Origin of the sequence: Spirillospora sp. NPDC048911 (assembly GCF_043198015.1) — a bacterium.
Lineage (GTDB): Bacteria > Actinomycetota > Actinomycetes > Streptosporangiales > Streptosporangiaceae > Spirillospora.
Window position 1 is genome coordinate 1,438,193 of the sequence record NZ_JBICUD010000002.1, and the last position, 17,214, is coordinate 1,455,406.

At 71.5% G+C, this 17,214-nt stretch carries 13 protein-coding genes and 1 pseudogene; 10 read left to right on the top strand and 4 right to left on the bottom strand.

What is annotated here, in order from left to right; genetic code table 11:
* The first annotated feature begins 61 nt into the window (after window positions 1-61).
* The 8 genes and pseudogenes from ACGFNU_RS13995 to soxR all read left to right on the top strand — a co-directional run.
* Entirely contained in the window at window positions 62-1,312 is a 1,251-nt protein-coding gene (locus ACGFNU_RS13995) for a nitric oxide synthase oxygenase (protein WP_392593359.1), read from the top strand.
* Window positions 1,309-1,725: a molybdopterin-binding protein gene (locus tag ACGFNU_RS14000; protein WP_392593361.1), complete on the top strand. Its 417-nt coding sequence runs from the start codon at window positions 1,309-1,311 to the stop codon at window positions 1,723-1,725. The genes ACGFNU_RS13995 and ACGFNU_RS14000 overlap by 4 nt, the downstream gene beginning before the upstream one ends.
* Window positions 1,722-2,474, top strand: a complete 753-nt coding sequence (gene modA / locus ACGFNU_RS14005) for a molybdate ABC transporter substrate-binding protein (RefSeq protein ID WP_392593363.1) — start codon at window positions 1,722-1,724, stop codon at window positions 2,472-2,474. The genes ACGFNU_RS14000 and modA overlap by 4 nt, the downstream gene beginning before the upstream one ends.
* 18 nt (window positions 2,475-2,492) lie before the next feature.
* Entirely contained in the window at window positions 2,493-3,350 is an 858-nt protein-coding gene (locus ACGFNU_RS14010; protein ID WP_392593364.1) for an ABC transporter permease, read from the top strand.
* A 31-nt stretch (window positions 3,351-3,381) separates the two neighbouring features.
* Window positions 3,382-4,434 (top strand): ABC transporter ATP-binding protein, encoded by a 1,053-nt coding sequence (locus tag ACGFNU_RS14015; protein ID WP_392593366.1) that lies wholly within the window; start codon window positions 3,382-3,384, stop codon window positions 4,432-4,434.
* Between the two features lie 180 nt (window positions 4,435-4,614).
* Complete coding sequence (locus ACGFNU_RS14020) at window positions 4,615-6,432, top strand: phosphoenolpyruvate carboxykinase (GTP) (RefSeq protein ID WP_392593367.1); 1,818 nt, start codon at window positions 4,615-4,617, stop codon at window positions 6,430-6,432.
* Window positions 6,433-6,635: 203 nt separating this feature from the next.
* On the top strand, window positions 6,636-7,226 hold the full coding sequence (locus ACGFNU_RS14025) for an HdeD family acid-resistance protein (protein WP_392593369.1): 591 nt from the start codon (window positions 6,636-6,638) through the stop codon (window positions 7,224-7,226).
* 76 nt (window positions 7,227-7,302) lie between these two features.
* Window positions 7,303-7,752: pseudogene (soxR, locus tag ACGFNU_RS14030) on the top strand (redox-sensitive transcriptional activator SoxR); the annotation flags it as partial.
* 148 nt (window positions 7,753-7,900) lie between these two features.
* Here the strand turns inward: soxR and ACGFNU_RS14035 are convergent.
* Entirely contained in the window at window positions 7,901-10,306 is a 2,406-nt protein-coding gene (locus ACGFNU_RS14035) for a glycoside hydrolase family 65 protein (protein WP_392593371.1), read from the bottom strand.
* The gene (locus tag ACGFNU_RS14040) at window positions 10,303-11,070 is read right to left on the bottom strand and encodes a beta-phosphoglucomutase family hydrolase (RefSeq protein WP_392593373.1); all 768 of its coding nucleotides are present in this window, start codon (window positions 11,068-11,070) and stop codon (window positions 10,303-10,305) included. Before ACGFNU_RS14040 ends, ACGFNU_RS14035 begins: the two co-directional genes overlap by 4 nt.
* A 167-nt stretch (window positions 11,071-11,237) precedes the next feature.
* On the opposite strand from ACGFNU_RS14040, the gene gndA reads away from it, so the two are divergent.
* Complete coding sequence (gene gndA / locus ACGFNU_RS14045; protein WP_392593375.1) at window positions 11,238-12,665, top strand: NADP-dependent phosphogluconate dehydrogenase; 1,428 nt, start codon at window positions 11,238-11,240, stop codon at window positions 12,663-12,665.
* 238 nt (window positions 12,666-12,903) lie between these two features.
* Here gndA and ACGFNU_RS14050 read toward each other — a convergent pair whose 3' ends face one another.
* Both ACGFNU_RS14050 and ACGFNU_RS14055 read right to left on the bottom strand, forming a co-directional pair.
* Window positions 12,904-13,572 carry an MIP/aquaporin family protein gene (locus ACGFNU_RS14050; RefSeq protein WP_392593377.1) on the bottom strand — a complete coding sequence of 223 codons (669 nt, stop codon included), beginning with the start codon at window positions 13,570-13,572 and terminating at the stop codon, window positions 12,904-12,906.
* Between the two features lie 138 nt (window positions 13,573-13,710).
* A complete protein-coding gene (locus ACGFNU_RS14055; RefSeq protein WP_392593378.1) occupies window positions 13,711-14,571 on the bottom strand; it encodes a hypothetical protein in 861 nt (286 codons plus the stop codon).
* Window positions 14,572-14,701: 130 nt separating this feature from the next.
* Between ACGFNU_RS14055 and ACGFNU_RS14060 the strand changes: the two genes are divergently transcribed.
* Window positions 14,702-17,212: a DEAD/DEAH box helicase gene (locus ACGFNU_RS14060; protein ID WP_392593379.1), complete on the top strand. Its 2,511-nt coding sequence runs from the start codon at window positions 14,702-14,704 to the stop codon at window positions 17,210-17,212.
* Window positions 17,213-17,214: the final 2 nt, after the last annotated feature.

The window sequence follows — 17,214 nt, forward strand, 5'->3', positions numbered from 1 at the left end:
TCGTCGTGACATCATGTGACGTCGAGTGATCAACTACTCACGAACGGTCACGGACGTATCAATGGGACTTTTCAGATCTCGACCCACGGAGCTCGAACGCGCCGCCGCGGAGTTCCTGCGGGGTTTCCACGCGGAGAACCCATCGGCGGGCAGCCTGGCGGCGCGGCTGAGGCGGGTCCGGACGGAGATCCATCGCACCGGGACGTACCGGCACACCGAGGCGGAGCTCGCCTTCGGCGCGCGGGTCGCCTGGCGCAACAGCAGCCGCTGCATCGGCCGCCTCTACTGGCGCAGCCTGCGGGTCCGTGACCGGCGCGACGTGCGCGCCGCCCGCACCGTCGCGTCCGAGTGCTTCGAGCACCTCAAGGAGGCGACCGCCGGCGGGCGGATCCGGCCGATCGTGACGGTCTTCGCGCCCGACAGGCCCGGCGAACCCGGGCCGCGCATCCGCAACGACCAGCTGATCCGGTATGCCGGATACCACCGGCACGACCTGACCGTCATGGGCGACCCGCAGAACGTGGCGCTGACCCGGACCGCCCGCGCGCTCGGCTGGAAGGGCGGGCGCGGCACGCCGTTCGACGTGCTGCCCCTGGTGATCGAGGCGCCCGGCGAGCCGATCGGCTTCTTCGACGTGCCGCCCGAGGCCGTGCTGGAGGTCGGGCTCACGCATCCCGAATTCGGCTGGTTCGCCGGATTGGGGCTCCGCTGGCACGCCGTCCCGGCCGTCTCGGACATGGAACTGGAGATCGGCGGCATCACCTATCCGGCCGCGCCCTTCAACGGCTGGTACATGGGCACCGAGATCGGCGCGCGCGACCTCGGCGACGAGAGCCGCTACGACCTGCTGCCCGAGGTGGCCGGGCGGCTCGGCCTGGACACCTCGGACGAGACGACGCTGTGGCGCGACCGGGCGCTCGTGGAGCTGAACGTCGCCGTCCTGCACTCCTTCCGCGAGGCGGGGGTGACCATCACCGACCACCACACCGAGTCGCGGCGGTTCCTCGCCCATCTGGCGAAGGAGGAGGCGGCCGGGCGGACGTGCCCGGCCGACTGGAGCTGGATCGTGCCGCCCATCTCGGGGTCGGCGACCCCGGTGTTCCATCGGCTGTACGACGATTCCGACCTGCGGCCGAACTACGTGCGCAGGCCCGCTCCGCCACGGGCGGGGGCGTGCCCCGCGCGGCGGCACCGCCCGGCGAGCCTGGCCGGTGTGGAACATTTGCCAGGGCCTGCTGCCTTTCTGGCTCGTATCTTCTGGGGTATCTGCCGGATGTGCCTGGCATGTGCGATGTGTAGTCTTTGCGTGTGACGACGTTCCGGATCAGTGAGGCGGCGACGCTGCTCGGCGTCAGCGCCGACACCGTCCGCCGCTGGGTGGACGGCGGGCGCCTGGCGGCCGTCCGCGACGAGCACGGGCACCGGCTCGTGCCCGGCCCCGAGCTGGCCGCCTTCGCGCGATCCCAGGCCTTCCAGAACGAACCCGGGGAGCACCGCGCCTCGTCCGCCCGCAACCGGATGCGCGGCATCGTCACCGACGTCCTCCGTGACGGCGTCATGGCCCAGGTGGAGATCCAGGCCGGGCCGTTCCGGGTCGTCTCGCTCATGAGCCGGGAGGCGGCCGACGAGCTCGGGCTCGAGGTCGGGGTCATCGCCGAGGCCGTCGTGAAGTCCACCAACGTCGTCGTCGAGCTCGCCGACCGATCCCCTGGGAGCCGTCCATGAAGCGCGTCGCCATCGCCGCCGGGTTGATGCTGCTGATCGCAGGCTGTGGAGACACCGGAGACGGCGGCGGGTCTTCGGGCGGCGGGAAGACCGTGACGGTGTTCGCGGCCGCGTCCCTGACCGAGTCGTTCACCTCGCTCGGCAAGACGTTCGAGGCCTCGCACCAGGGGGTGAAGGTCCGGTTCAACTTCGGCGGCAGCTCGGGGCTGGCGCAGCAGATCGGGCAGGGCGCCCCGGCCGACGTCTTCGCGTCCGCCAGTCCCGCCACCATGAAGCAGGTCAGCGCGAGCTCCCAGGTGTTCGCCAGGAACCGGCTGGTGATCGCCGTGCCCGCGAAGGCCCCGGGCACGGTGACCAAGCTCGCCGACCTGGCGGCGCCGAAGCTGAAGGTCGTGGTCTGCGCGGAGCAGGTGCCCTGCGGTGCCGCCGCGGTCAAGGCCTTCGCGGCGGCCGGGGTGCGGGTGAAGGCCGCCTCGCAGGAGCAGGACGTCAAGGCCGTGCTGACCAAGGTGCGGCTCGGCGAGGCCGACGCCGGCCTGGTCTACCGCACCGACGCCAAGGCCGCCGCCGGGCAGGTGCGGGGGATCGAGTTCCCCGAGTCGGCCAAGGCGATCAACGACTATCCGATCGTGGCCCTGCCCAAGGCTCCGCAGTCCGCGCTGGCCAAGGAGCTCGTCCAGCTCGTGCTGTCCGCGCAGGGGCAGGCGGTCCTGACGCGGGCCGGGTTCGAGCCCGCGAGTCCCAGCTGATCGCATGGTGAGCACCGCATGCTGAGCGGCGCCGGGCCGGGTACCGGGCGGCGGGCCGAGCCCGGCGCCAAGCCGGGCCGGGAGGCCGACAAGCTTCCGGGGCGTCCACCGTGGATGCTGGTCCTTCCGGCTCTGGTGGGGCTCGCCTTCCTGGTCCTGCCTTTGGCGGGGCTGCTGATCCGCGCGCCCTGGTCGACGATCGGCACCCGCCTGGGGGAGCCACAGGTTCTGGAGGCCCTGCGGCTCTCGCTGGTGACCGCGACTCTCGCCACCGGCCTGTGCCTGCTGCTGGGGGTGCCGCTCGCCTGGCTCCTGGCGCGGGTGCCTTTTCCCGGGTCGCGGCTGGTGCGGGCGCTGGTGACGGTGCCGCTCGTGCTGCCGCCGGTGGTGGGCGGTGTGGCGCTGCTGCTGGTGCTGGGCCGCCGCGGCCTGGTCGGCGGCTGGCTGTACGACACGTTCGGGATCTCGCTGCCGTTCACGACGGCGGGGGTCGTGCTCGCCGAGACGTTCGTGGCCATGCCGTTCCTGGTGATCAGCGTCGAGGGGGCCCTGCGGGCGGCCGACCTCCGCTACGAGGAGGCGGCCGCCACGCTGGGCGCCACCCGCTGGACGATCTTCCGCCGGGTCACGCTGCCGCTGGTGGCGCCGGGCATCGCGGCTGGAGCGATCCTCTGCTGGGCGCGGGCGCTGGGCGAGTTCGGGGCGACGATCACGTTCGCGGGCAACTTCCCGGGCCGCACCCAGACCATGCCGCTGGCCGTCTACCTGGCCCTGGAGACCGATCCCCAGGCCGCGATCGTCCTCAGCCTGGTGCTGCTGGCCGTCTCCGTCCTCGTCCTCGCCGCCCTGCGGGACCGGTGGGTGAACGCCTCATGAGCGCGGGACCCCACGTGAGCATGGGCGGCTCGTGAGCGGGGCGGCGGGGCTCGACGCGCGCCTGGTCGTCCGGCGCGGGACGTTCGACCTGGATCTGGAGCTGTCGGCGGAGCCGGGCGAGGTCGTGGCGCTCCTCGGGCCCAACGGGGCCGGGAAGTCGACGACGCTCCGCGCTCTGGCGGGCCTGGTGCCGTTGCACGGCGGGCACCTGCGCGTGGACGGCGAGGACCTGCGCCCGCTGCCGCCTGAACGGCGCGGGATCGGGATGGTTTTCCAGGACTACCTGCTGTTCCCGCATCTGAGTGCCCTGGAGAACGTGGCGTTCGGCCCGCGCAGCCAGGGGACGCGCAAGCGGGAGGCGCACCAGCGCGCCGCCGAGTGGCTCGCGCACGTCGGGCTGGCCGAGTACGCCTCCGCCAAGCCCAGGGCGCTGTCGGGCGGGCAGGCGCAGCGGGTCGCGCTGGCCCGGGCCCTGGCGGTGCGGCCCCGGCTGCTGCTGCTCGACGAGCCGCTGTCGGCGCTGGACGCCCACACCCGGCTGGAGATCAGGGCCGCACTGCGCCGCCATCTGGCCGGATTCGACGGCGCCGCGGTGCTCGTGACCCACGATCCGCTGGACGCCATGGTCCTCGCCGACCGGCTGGTCGTGGTGGAGAACGGGCGGCTGGTGCAGGAGGGGCCGCCCGCCGAGATCGCACGGCATCCCCGGACGGACTATGTGGCGCGGCTGGTCGGACTGAATCTTTACCGAGGTCATGCCGCCGCCGGAAGCGTCCTGATCGATGATGGGGCTATCAAGCTGGATACAGTCGACCGGCTCGAAGGCCAGGTCTTCCTGGCCTTCGCGCCATCAGCGGTGGCGCTGTACCGGAGCCGTCCGGACGGCAGCCCGCGCAATCTCTGGCAGGCCCGCGTCGAGGCGATCGAAAGGCAGGGCGACCGCGTCCGGGTGCGGCTGGAAGGCCCGCCGCTGGCCGCCGCCGCGGACGTGACACCCGGGGCCGTGGCCGAGTTGGGGCTGGTCGAGGGCAGCGTCGTATGGGCCGCCGTCAAGGCCACGGAAACGCGGGTCTACCCGGCTTGACCGACTGTATGGCGAGGTCGGGGCGCGGTGGGGAGAACCGGGGGAGACGCCGGGTGATTTCCCTCACAAAAGGGCCATGCATCGCCCAATAGAGGGCACTGAGTGGTCCAGACCAAATGGCAAAAACGCGGGTCCTTGTTCATGATGCAGGGATCCTGCGAACAGCTGAAGGAGTTGCCCGTGTCCAACCAGGTCGTCCCCGGCCTCGACCAGGCCCCGACCAGTCACGCCGAACTGATTGACTGGGTGCGGGAGATCGCCGAACTGACCCAGCCTGAGCGAGTCGAGTGGTGCGATGGCTCGCAAGCCGAGTGGGAGCGCCTGACCGGCCTCCTCGTCGAGCAGGGCACTTTCAAACGCCTCAATCCCGAAAAGCGGCCCAACAGCTTCTACGCCGCCTCTGATCCCAGTGATGTCGCGCGAGTAGAAGACCGCACGTTCATCTGCTCCGAAAAGGAAGAGGACGCCGGTCCGACCAACAACTGGATCGCCCCGGCGGAGATGCGCAAGACCTTCGACGGACTCTTCGAAGGTTGTATGAAGGGCCGCACCATGTACGTGGTGCCGTTCTGCATGGGCCCGCTCGGCGGCAACATCTCGCAGCTGGGCGTGGAGATCACCGATTCGCCCTATGTCGCGGTGTCAATGAAGATCATGACCCGGATGGGCGAGGGCGCGCTGCGCCTCATCGAGGAGCGCGGCCAGTTCGTCAAGGCGGTGCACTCGGTCGGCGCCCCGCTGGAGCCCGGCCAGGCCGACGTGCCGTGGCCGTGCAACTCCGAGAAGTACATCTCGCATTTCCCCGAGACCCGCGAGATCTGGTCCTACGGGTCCGGCTACGGCGGCAACGCCCTGCTGGGCAAGAAGTGCTACGCGCTGCGCATCGCCTCGACGATGGCGCGGGACGAGGGCTGGATGGCCGAGCACATGCTCGTCCTCAAGCTCACCCCGCCCACCGGCGAGACCCGCTACGTGGCCGCCGCGTTCCCGTCGGCCTGCGGCAAGACCAACCTCGCCATGCTCCAGCCGACCATCCCGGGCTGGAAGGTCGAGACCATCGGCGACGACATCGCCTGGATGCGGTTCGGCGAGGACGGCCGCCTCTACGCGATCAACCCCGAGGCCGGCTTCTTCGGCGTGGCGCCGGGCACCGGCGATTCCACCAACGCCAACGCCGTGAAGACGCTGTGGGGCAACAGCATCTTCACCAACGTCGCCCTCACCGACGACGGCGACATCTGGTGGGAGGGCCTCACCGACGAGCCGCCCGCCCACCTCACCGACTGGAAGGGCAACGACTGGACGCCGGAGTCGCAGACCCCGGCGGCCCACCCCAACGCCCGCTTCACCACCCCGGCCGGGCAGTGCCCGATCATCGCGCCGGAGTGGGAGGACCCCAAGGGCGTGCCGATCTCGGCGATCCTGTTCGGCGGCCGCCGCGCCACCGCGGTGCCGCTGGTCACCGAGTCGTTCGACTGGCAGCAGGGCGTCTTCCTCGGCGCCAACGTGGCGTCGGAGAAGACCGCCGCGGCCGAGGGCAAGGTCGGCGAGCTGCGCCGCGACCCCTTCGCGATGCTGCCGTTCTGCGGCTACAACATGGGCGACTACTTCGGCCACTGGCTGAAGATCGGCAAGTCCACGGACGCCGAGAAGCTGCCCCGGATCTACTACGTCAACTGGTTCCGCAAGAACGCGGACGGCAAGTTCATCTGGCCGGGCTTCGGCGAGAACAGCCGCGTGCTCAAGTGGATCGTCGAGCGCCTCAACGGCCAGGCCGACGCGGTCAAGACCGCGATCGGGCACCTGCCGACCAAGGAGGCCCTCGACACCGACGGGCTGACGATCGACGAGGCCGACCTCGACACGCTGCTGTCGGTCGACAACGAGATCTGGAAGGAGGAGGCCGCCCTGGTCCCCGACCACTTCGAGACCTTCGGCGACCACCTGCCCAAGGAGCTGTGGGACGAGTACAACGCGCTGGTCAACCGCCTCGGCTAGTTCGCAGGAGCTGAGGAGATCGAAGGGGCCGCGCCGGCCGGGCGCGGTCCCTTCGGTGTGTCCGGGAGGTCTCCGAAAAAGGTGACTTTGCCCAACTGGGGGGCGGCCTTGGTGTTCGCGGTGGCCACTTGGGGCTACCAGTGGAATACGGCCCCGCGATCTGTAAGGGCGGACGAGGAGCCGTCGATCCGCGGGAGGCAACGATGTTCGACTTCATGGCCCGCAACTGGTGGGTGCTGGCGCTGCGCGGCGCGTTCGCCGTCCTGTTCGGCGTGGTCGCCTGGATCTGGCCGGGCATCACGCTCTGGGCGCTGGTCGTCCTGTTCGGCGCGTACGCGCTGGTGGACGGGGCGATCGCGCTCGCCGGGGCCGTCCGCGGCGGGGCCGGGCAGCCGCGCGGCTGGCTGGCGCTGACCGGAATCAGCGGGATCGTCCTGGGCGTCGTCGCGATGGCCTGGCCCGCCATCACCGGCTTCGCGCTGCTGATGCTGATCGCCGCCTGGGCCGTCGTCACCGGCGTCTTCGAGATCTTCACCGCGTTCAGCCTGCGCGACCGGATCGAGAACGAGTGGCTGTACATGCTCACCGGCGCCGTGTCGGTGCTGTTCGGCGTGCTGCTGTTCGGCTGGCCCGTCTCGGGCGCGCTCGCGGTGGTCTGGATGATCGGCTTCTTCTCGATCCTGTTCGGCGCCTTCATGATCGGTGCGGCGTTCCGGCTCCGCAGGCTGGCCCGCGAGGTCGAGCGGCGCGGCGGGATGGCCGCGGGCGGCGGCGCGTCGGCGGCACCCCTCTAAGAGCGCGCGTCCGAGGACGGGCCTGAGGGTGCGTGCCGCGATCAACCGGGCGCCTCGGCCGAATACCATGCACGGCATGACGCGGCTGGAACACAGGGTGCACGAGCTGACCGTCGGCCAGCTGGCCGAACGGAGCGGTGTCGCCGTCTCGGCGCTGCACTTCTACGAGTCCAAAGGGCTGATCAGCAGCCGCCGGACGGCCGGCAACCAGCGCCGGTTCTCCCGCGACACGCTGCGCAGGGTCTCGTTCATCCGGGTCTCGCAGCGGGTCGGCATCCCGCTGAGCCAGATCAAGGAGGCCCTGGCGACGCTCCCCGAGGAGCGGACCCCGACCGTCGACGACTGGGCGCGGCTGTCGGAGACCTGGCGCGAGGAGCTCGACGAGCGCATCACCCAGCTGCTGAACCTTCGCGACAGCCTCACCGAGTGCATCGGCTGCGGATGCCTGTCGATCAAGAAGTGCGCCCTGGCCAACCCGTACGACCAGCTCGGCGACGAGGGCCCCGGGCCGCGCCGCCTGCTCGTCCGGCACTCCGACGCCTCCGACCGGGCCCGGCCCGCCGGCGGCAACGGCGATGTCACGCAGGACCGCCACCAGGGCGGCGCCTGCGACCGCACCTCCGATGCCAACGCTGGTTCCGCCGGTGACGGCGGGCCCTGCTGCTAGCGAAGTCTTAGTGGCGTGGGCCCTGGAACGAGGAGGGGTCGGTGCGGCGGGGATGGGGCTCGCGGCCGTGCGGCTGGGTGGGACGGGGCGGCGTCGGCGTCGTCGGCACGTCCAGCTCGACGGGCTTCTCGCCGAGCGTGAAGTGCTCGCCGTGGTGGACCAGGGGGAGCTCGGGGCCTTCGAGCAGCTCGTACGAGGCGGTGGTCGCGCTCACCGTCACGCGCAGACGGCTGCCCCGGTACCGCAGCCGGAACGCCAGCCGGCTGATCCCGCCGGGCAGCCGGGGCGCGAAGCGCAGCTCGCCCGCGCAGGCGCGCATCCCGCCGAACCCGGCGACCAGCCCGCTCCAGGCCCCCGCCATCGAGGCGACGTGCAGGCCGTCGCGGGTGTTGCGCGCGAGGTCGTGCAGGTCCATGAGCGCGGTCTCGGCCAGGTAGTCGTGCGCGAGGTCCAGATGCCCGACCTCGGCCGCGATGACCGCCTGCGTCTGGGCCGACAGTGAGGAGTCGCGCACGGTCAGCGCCTCGTAGTAGGCGAAGTTGCGGGCCTTCTCCTCGACGGTGAACGCGTCGCTGCACAGGTGCATCGCCAGCACCAGGTCGGCCTGCTTGATGACCTGCTTGCGGTAGAGATCGAAGTAGGGGTAGTTGAGCAGCAGCGGGTAGTGCTCGGGCGCGGTGCCGGCGAAGTCCCAGCGGGCGTGGTTGGTGAAGCCCTCGCTCTGGGGGTGCACGTCCAGGCGCTCGTCGAACGGGATCAGCATGGACCCCGCCGCGTCCCGCCAGGACGCCGCCTCCTCGGTCGACACCCCGAGCTCTTCGGCGAGGTCGGGATGGCGCATCGCCATCGCCGCCGCCTCCCGCAGGTTACGGCGGGCCATGAGGTTGGTGTAGACGTTGTTGTCGACGACCGCGCTGTACTCGTCCGGGCCGGTGACGCCGTCGATCCGGAACACGCCCTCCACGTCGTGGTGGCCGAGGCGCCGCCAGAGCCGCGCGGTCTCCACCAGCAGCTCCAGGCCGACCTCGCGTTCGAACGCCTCGTCCTGCGTGGCGTCCACGTACCGGACCACGGCGTCGGCGATGTCGGCGTTGATGTGGAAGGCGGCGGTGCCCGCGGGCCAGTAGCCCGAGCACTCCTGGCCCCGGATCGTCCGCCAGGGGAACGCGGCGCCCGCCAGGCCGAGCTTCTCGGCGTGCTCGCGCGCCAGCGGCAGCGTCATGTGCCGCCAGGCCAGCGCGTCGGCGGCGGCGGACGGATGGGTGTAGGTGAGCACCGGCAGCACGAACGTCTCGGTGTCCCAGAACGTGTGCCCGTCGTATCCGGGCCCGGTCAGGCCCTTCGCCGGGATCATCCGGCGTTCGGCGCGCGCGCCGGCCTGCAGGATGTGGAACAGCGCGAACCGCACCGCCTGCTGCACCTCGGCGTCGCCGTCGACCTCGACGTCCGCGCCGCGCCAGAACTCGTCGAGGTAGGCGCGCTGCTCGGCCAGCAGCCCGTCCCAGCCGGCGTGCCGGGCGCCCGCGAGCGCCGCGACCACCTGGTCGTGCAGCGCCGGCCGGGACCGCTGGCTGGACCACCCGTACGCCAGGAACTTGACGATCCGCAGCCGCTCGCCGGGCTCCAGCCGCGTCGCGATCGTCATGCGGCCGACGTCGGGGAAGCTCTCGCAGTCGACCGCGATCCGGTCGGGCCCCTGGATGTGGTGGGCCATCCCGGCGGCCATCCGCAGCCCGCTGGTCCGGGTCCGGTGCACGAGGATCGCCTTGGTGCCGTTGGTCTGGTGCTCCTCGCTCACCAGCGGCGACTCCAGCGCCGCCGCCACGCGGGGGTCCTTGCCCATGTCGGGCAGCGACTCGTTGGCGACCAGCTCCGACTGGACCACGATGCGGACGGCGTGGCCGACGGGCTCGACCTCGTAGCAGATCGCCGCGACCGCCCGCTGCGTGAGCGAGACCATCCGCACCGAGCTGATGCGGACGGTCCGGTCGGCGGGGGAGGTCCACTCGACGGTGCGGGTGAGGGTCCCGGCGCGCATGTCGAGATTGCGCTCGTGCGAGCGCAGGCGGCCGTAGCGCACGTCGAACGGCTCGTCGTCGACGAGGAGCCGGATGAGCTTGCCATTGGTGACGTTGATGACGGTCTGGCCGGAGTCGGGGAAGCCGTAGCCCGCCTCCGCATAGGGCAGGGGCCGCTGCTCGAAGAACGAGTTGAGGTAACTGCCGGGGAGGCCGTGCGGCTCGCCTTCGTCGAGGTTGCCGCGCAGCCCGACGTGGCCGTTGGACAGGGCGAAGACCGACTCCGTCTGCGCGAGTCGGTCGAGTCTCAGCTCGGGCTCCCGCACGCACCACGGCTCGACCGTGAAGACCGGCCGGTCGGTGGCCGGGATGTCCGCCTCGTTTCGGTCGCTCATCGGCCCCCCTCGGACGTGCCGGATTCCAGCAGTTCGGACAGGTCCGAAACGACGATGTCCGCGCCGTGCTCGGCCAGGGCCGCCGCGTGGTCGGGCCCGACCCGGTCGACCCCGACCACCACGGCGAAGTGGCCGGCGCGGCCCGCCTCGACGCCGGCCAGCGCGTCCTCGAACACGGCCGCCCGGTCCGCCGGGACGCCCACCGCCTCCGCGCCCGCCAGGAACATGTCGGGCGCCGGCTTGCCCGGCAGGTTGCGTTCCTGCGCGACGACGCCGTCGACGCGGGCGTCGAACAGGTCGGTGATCCCGACGGACTTCAGCACCTGGACGGTGTTGGCGCTGGACGAGACGACGGCGGCGCGCAGGCCCGCGTCGCGCACGGCCCGCACGTAGTCGATCGAGCCCTCGAACACCTCGACGCCCTGCTCCTCGATCAGCTTCAGCACGAGCGCGTTCTTGCGCCGTCCGAGGCCGTGGACGGTGTCGGCCTCGGGCGGGTCGTCCGGCGTTCCCTCGGGAAGCGTGACGCCCCGCGCCTCAAGGAACGAGCGCGTGCCGTCCTCGCGGCGCTTGCCGTCCACGTACGCGCCGTAGTCCTTGACGGGGTCGAACGGTACGAACGGCTCGCCTGTCGAGGCGGCACGTCCGCGCAGGAAGTCGTCGAACATCTCCTTCCAGGCGGCCGCGTGCACCGAGGCCGTCCGGGTGAGCACTCCGTCCAGGTCGAACAGGCAGGCCTCGACCTGCTCCGGCAGTCCCAGCACGCCGTTCCCTCCGCGTTCAGATTTCCGCCCCACCGTTTGACTTGTCCCCAGGGAAGACAAGGCCATGCACGGGGGTTGATCAATTTCGGGCCCGGTCGAACGGCGGCCCCGCGGCGCGCGTACGTTGGGGTACGGCGTGGGAGCCACAACGGAGAGGGAACATCGCCATGGCACAGCAGGCGCGCATCGGTGTCACCGGACTCGCGGTCATGGGCCGCAACCTGGCACGGAACCTGGCCCGGCACGGGCATCCGGTGGCGGTGCACAACCGCACCTCGACCAAGACCAAGGCGCTCGTGGAGGAGTTCGGCCACGAGGGCACGTTCGTCCCCGCCGAGACCGCCGAGGAGTTCGTCGCCGCGCTGGAGCGGCCCCGCCGGCTGGTCATCATGGTCAAGGCGGGCAAGCCGACGGACGCGGTGATCGACGAGTTCGCGCCGCTGCTGGAGCCGGGCGACATGATCGTGGACGGCGGCAACGCGCACTTCGCCGACACGCGCCGCCGTGAGGCGGCGCTGCGCGAGCGAGGCATCCACTTCGTCGGCGCCGGCATCTCCGGCGGCGAGGAGGGCGCGCTGAACGGCCCGAGCATCATGCCGGGCGGCTCGGCCGAGTCGTACGAGGCGCTCGGGCCACTCCTCGAAGACATCTCGGCCAAGGTCGACGGTGTGCCCTGTGCTGCTCATGTCGGCCCGGACGGCGCCGGGCACTTCGTGAAGATGGTGCACAACGGCATCGAGTACGCCGACATGCAGCTCATCGCCGAGGCCTACGACCTGCTCCGGCACGCCGCCGGGCTCGCCCCGGCCGAGATCGCCGAGGTCTTCCGCACCTGGAACACCGGCCGGCTGGAGTCGTACCTCATCGAGATCACCGCCGAGGTGCTCGCGCACACCGACGCCGCCACCGGCGAGCCGTTCGTGGACGTCGTCCTCGACCAGGCCGAGCAGAAGGGCACCGGCCGCTGGACCGTGCAGACGGCCCTCGACCTGGGCGTCCCGGTGGGCGGCATCGCCGAGGCCGTCTTCGCCCGCGCCGTCTCCGGCCACGCCGACCTGCGGGAGGCGTCCCGGAACCTCCCCGGCCCGGCCCGCGCCAAGGTCGAGGAGCCGGGCTTCGCCGACGCGGTGGAGCAGGCCCTCTACGCCTCCAAGATCGTCGCGTACGCGCAGGGCTTCCACGAGATCCAGGCGGGCAGCGCCGAGTACGGCTGGGGCATCGACCCCGGCGCCATGGCCACGATCTGGCGCGGCGGCTGCATCATCCGCGCCCGCTTCCTCGACAAGATCCGCGAGGCCTACGACGCCGACCCGGCCCTGCCGACCCTCCTCAAGGCCGAGCACTTCGCCGACGCCGTCGGCGCGGCGCAGGACGCCTGGCGCGACGTGATCACCACCGGCGTGCGGCTGGGCATCCCGACGCCCGGCTTCTCCGCCGCGCTCGCCTACTACGACTCGCTGCGCGCCGACCGGCTGCCCGCCGCGCTCACCCAGGGCCAGCGCGACTTCTTCGGCGCCCACACCTACCGCCGCACCGACCGCGACGGTTCGTTCCACACCCTCTGGGGCGGCGACCGCGCCGAGGTCGGCGCCTGAGCCCCGGGCCCGCCAGGACGGGCGCGCCGTCCTGGCGGGCCTCGGCCGCCCTCAGCCCCGTGCCGGGCCGCTCAGCCCCGTGCCGGGCCGCTCAGCCCCGTGCCGGGCCGCTCGGCTTCGCGCCGGGCTCAACTTCGCGCCGGGGCGCTCACGCCCGCGCCGGGGTTCAACCTCGCGCCGGGGCTCGGGCCCGCGCCGCGGCTCAGCCTCGCGCCGTGGCTCAGCTCCGCGCCGTGGCTCAGCTCCGCGCTGGGGCGTGCTCGGCTGGTGTTGCGGCGACCCGGTCGTCGGGGTTCAGTGTCAGGAACGCGGCTCCGGCGGCGGCGCCGCCCGCCAGGTCGGCGACCAGCCAGAGCCAGATCTTCGACCAGGCGAACAGGTCCATGACCGACGCGCCGAGCGCCACCGCCGGGTTGAACGCCGCGCCCGAGACGCCGCCGACGGCGAACGCCCCGGCCGCCACGGTGAACCCGATGGCCAGCCCGTAGAAGGAGTTGTCCGGGTGGTCCCGGCTCGTGGCCACGTTGAGGACCACGTACACCAGCGCGAAGGTGAAGAGCGCCTCGGCGACCAGCGCGGCGCCGAGGTCCCGGCCCGACGGCGACAGCGCGGACACCGCCGGCGGGTCGACCACGTAGTCGGCCAGGACGGCGGCCAGCACCGCCGCCACCAGCTGGGCGGCCCAGTAGAAGGCGGCCTCGATCGGCTCGATCTTGCCGCGGACCAGCACCCCCAGGGTGACGGCCGGGTTGTAGTGGGCCCCCGAGATGTGGCCGCCCGCGTACACCATCACCATGAGCACCGCCCCGATGGCCAGCGGTGCCAGCGGCGACTTGGCCAGCACGGTGCACCCCACCGTGAAGACCAGGAAGAACGTCCCGATGAACTCGGTCACATAGCGCCTCATTGACCGGCCCCCTTGTCCTCGATGAACAGGATCAGTCAGGACAAATCGTCCATCCGGCCGGGGCGGTCGACCAGCGCTGCGGCCGGGAGCGGCCTGGATTGAACCGGAACGTTCCCAGATGCATGCGGCACCCGGCGGTCAGCGCTCCGCGGCCTCGCGGAACTTCAGCGTGACCGACGACAGCTCCTTCTGCGGGGTGGTGGGCCCGATGACGATGCCCAGCACCGAGGCGTCCGCCCAGGCGCAGACCTGCATGGAGATCCCCTGTGACTTGGCTTGACCGCATCGCAGCTCACCCCCGAGCCGGCCCTCGGGGTAGTCCTTGGTATCGGGGACGCCCATGCCGACGAACATGGTGTCGACCGCGGTGGACGGCGACTCATCCGGAGGCAGGCCCTGCCCGAACATCTCGGTGTAGGAGAAGCCCATGAAGATGACCTGCTCGCCGTCCTTCGCGTAGAGCCCGGTCTTCATCTTGTCCCCATTGGCCTTGAACATGGGATCGCTGTTCGCCATCGCCTTGCGCATCTCGCCGATGACGCGGCGTGCCACGTTCCCGGTCTGCCGGTCGAAACCGGCCACCGACTTGGGAAGGCTCAGTGAGCGCGCGGGCGGAGGCGAGGAGGGCGTCGAGGCCGTCGGAGTCTCGGGCACCGGGGCGGCCGAAGTCTGGCCGTTCGCGGCCGGTGCCTCCGCGCTCTGGGTCGCCCGCGGCGCCGACTCGTCGCCGGACAGGGCCACGGCGCCGACGATCGCGCCGCCGATGGCCAGCACCGCCACCGCGACGGCCGCACCGATGATCAGGCCGATCGGCCGCTTCGCCGCCGGCGGGGCCGGCGGACCCCAGACTCCGGGCTGGGTGGGGGCCGGCGGCGGCCACTGCGGCGCGGCCGGGGGCGGCGGACCGGGCGGCGGGGGGCCGGGCGGCGGGGTCGCCTGCGAGCCCGGGTCGGACCCTGGGGCGACCCAGTCCGGAGGCGGCTGCTGATCGTCGCTCATGAACACCTCTCGTCCCGTGAACGGCGACCCTGCGCAGATTGCCGCTCGTGTGGCGGTTTCTGATCATTGGACGCGCGGCACCCACCGGGGGATGGCACGAGCAGGCGGTGATCAAGGGCAGGATGGTGGGGTGACCCTCATCGACCGCCTGCCTGCCGAGTCCGCCGACCCCGACGCCCTCTTCGAAGCGTTCGAGGGGTGGGTGTCCGAGCGCGGGATCACGCTGTATCCGGCGCAGGAGGAGGCGCTGATCGAGGCGGTCTCCGGGTCGAACGTGATCCTGGCGACGCCGACGGGGTCGGGCAAGAGCCTGGTGGCGGCGGGGGCGCAGTTCGCGGCGCTGGGCCGGGACGAGGTCAGCTTCTACACCGCGCCGATCAAGGCGCTGGTGTCGGAGAAGTTCTTCGACCTGATCGCGATGTTCGGCAGCGAGAACGTCGGGATGATGACCGGCGACGCGAGCGTCAACGCGGACGCGCCGATCATCTGCTGCACGGCGGAGGTGCTGGCCAACATCGCGCTGCGGGACGGGGCCGACGCCGACATCGGGCTCGTGGTGATGGACGAGTTCCACTTCTACTCCGAGCCGGAGCGGGGATGGGCGTGGCAGATCCCGCTGCTGGAGCTGCCGCAGGCGCAGTTCGTGCTGATGTCCGCGACGCTGGGCGACGTCGCGCGGTTCGAGACGGACTTGAAGCGGCGGACGGGACGGCCGACCGCGGTGGTGACGTCGGCCGAACGGCCCGTCCCGCTGAAGTACGAGTACCGGGTCACGCCGCTGCACGAGACCATCGAGGACCTGCTGACCGACCAGAAGGCCCCGATCTACCTGGTGCACTTCACGCAGGCGGCCGCGATCGAGCGGGCGCAGTCGCTGATGAGCATCAACGTGTGCAGCAAGGAGGAGAAGGTCCAGATCGCCGATCTGATCGGCAACTTCCGCTTCACGACGAAGTTCGGGCGCAATCTGTCGCGCTTCGTCCGGCACGGGATCGGCGTGCACCACGCGGGGATGCTGCCGAAGTACCGGCGGCTCGTCGAGCGGCTGGCGCAGGCCGGGCTGCTCAAGGTGATCTGCGGGACCGACACGCTGGGCGTCGGCGTCAACGTGCCGATCCGGACGGTGGTGTTCACGGCGCTGTCGAAGTACGACGGGCACCGGGTGCGGCGGCTGCGGGCGCGGGAGTTCCACCAGATCGCGGGCCGGGCGGGGCGGGCCGGTTTCGACGTGATCGGATATGTCGTCGCGCAGGCGCCCGAGCACGTCGTCGAGAACGAGAAGGCCCTCGCCAAGGCGGGCGACGACCCCAAGAAGCGGCGCAAGGTGCAGCGGAAGAAGCCCCCGGAGGGCTTCATCGGCTGGGACGAGGAGACGTTCGCCAAGCTGCAGACCGCCGAGCCCGAGCCGCTGAGGTCCCGCTTCCAGGTCAGCCACGCCATGCTGCTGTCGGTGATCGCCCGGCCGGGCAACGCGTTCCAGGCGATGCGCAAGCTCCTCACCGACAACCACGAGGAGGGGCCCCAGCAGCGCCGCCACATCTCCCAGGCGATCGCCATCTACCGGTCGCTGCTGGCCGGGGGAGTGGTCGAGCAGCTGGAGGTCCCCGACGAGCAGGGCCGCTGGGCGCGGATCACCGTGGACCTCCAGCAGGACTTCGCGCTCAACCAGCCGCTGTCGACGTTCGCGCTGGCCGCCTTCGAGCTCCTGGACCCCGCCTCCCCGACGTACGCGCTGGACGTCCTGTCGGTGATCGAATCCACCCTGGACGATCCGCGCCAGATCCTCGCCGCCCAGCTCAACAAGGCCCGCGGCGAGGCGGTCGCGGAGATGAAGGCCGAGGGCATGGAGTACGAGGAGCGCATGGAGGCGCTCCAGGACATCGACTATCCCAAGCCGATGGAGGAGGAGCTGGAGGCCGCGTACGAGATCTACCGGCGCGGCCATCCCTGGGTCGGCGACCATCCGCTGCGTCCCAAGACCGTCGTGCGCGACATGTACGAGCGGGCGATGACGTTCACCGAGTACATCGGCTACTACGAGCTCGCCCGCGGCGAGGGCCTGGTGCTGCGCTACCTGTCCGGCGCCTACAAGGCCCTCCAGCAGACCGTGCCGGAGTCGATCAAGAACGATGACCTGATCGACCTCATCGAGTGGCTCGGCGAGCTGGTCCGCCAGGTCGACTCCAGCCTCCTGAACGAGTGGGAGCAGCTGGCCAACCCGGGCGACGAGACCCTCGCCGAAGACCTGGAGGAGCGCGTCACCAAGGTCACCGCCAACGCCCGCGCCTTCCGGGTGCTGGTGCGCAACGCGCTGTTCCGGCGGGTCGAGCTCGCGGCGCTCGAACGGTACGGCGAGCTCGGCGAGCTCGACCCCGAGTTCGGCGCCGCCGCCTGGTCCGAGGCCATGAACGCCTACTTCGAGGAGCACGACGAGCTGCTCACCGGGCCCGACGCGCGCGGCCCCAAGCTCCTGCAGATCGAGGAGGTGCCCGACGACTCGCTGTGGCGGGTGCGCCAGGTCTTCGACGACCCGGCGGGCGACCGCGACTGGGGCATCAGCGCCGAGGTCGACCTGGCCGGGTCCGACGAGGCGGGCGAGGCCGTCCTCCGGGTGACCGCGGTCGACCGCCTGGGGGGCTGAGC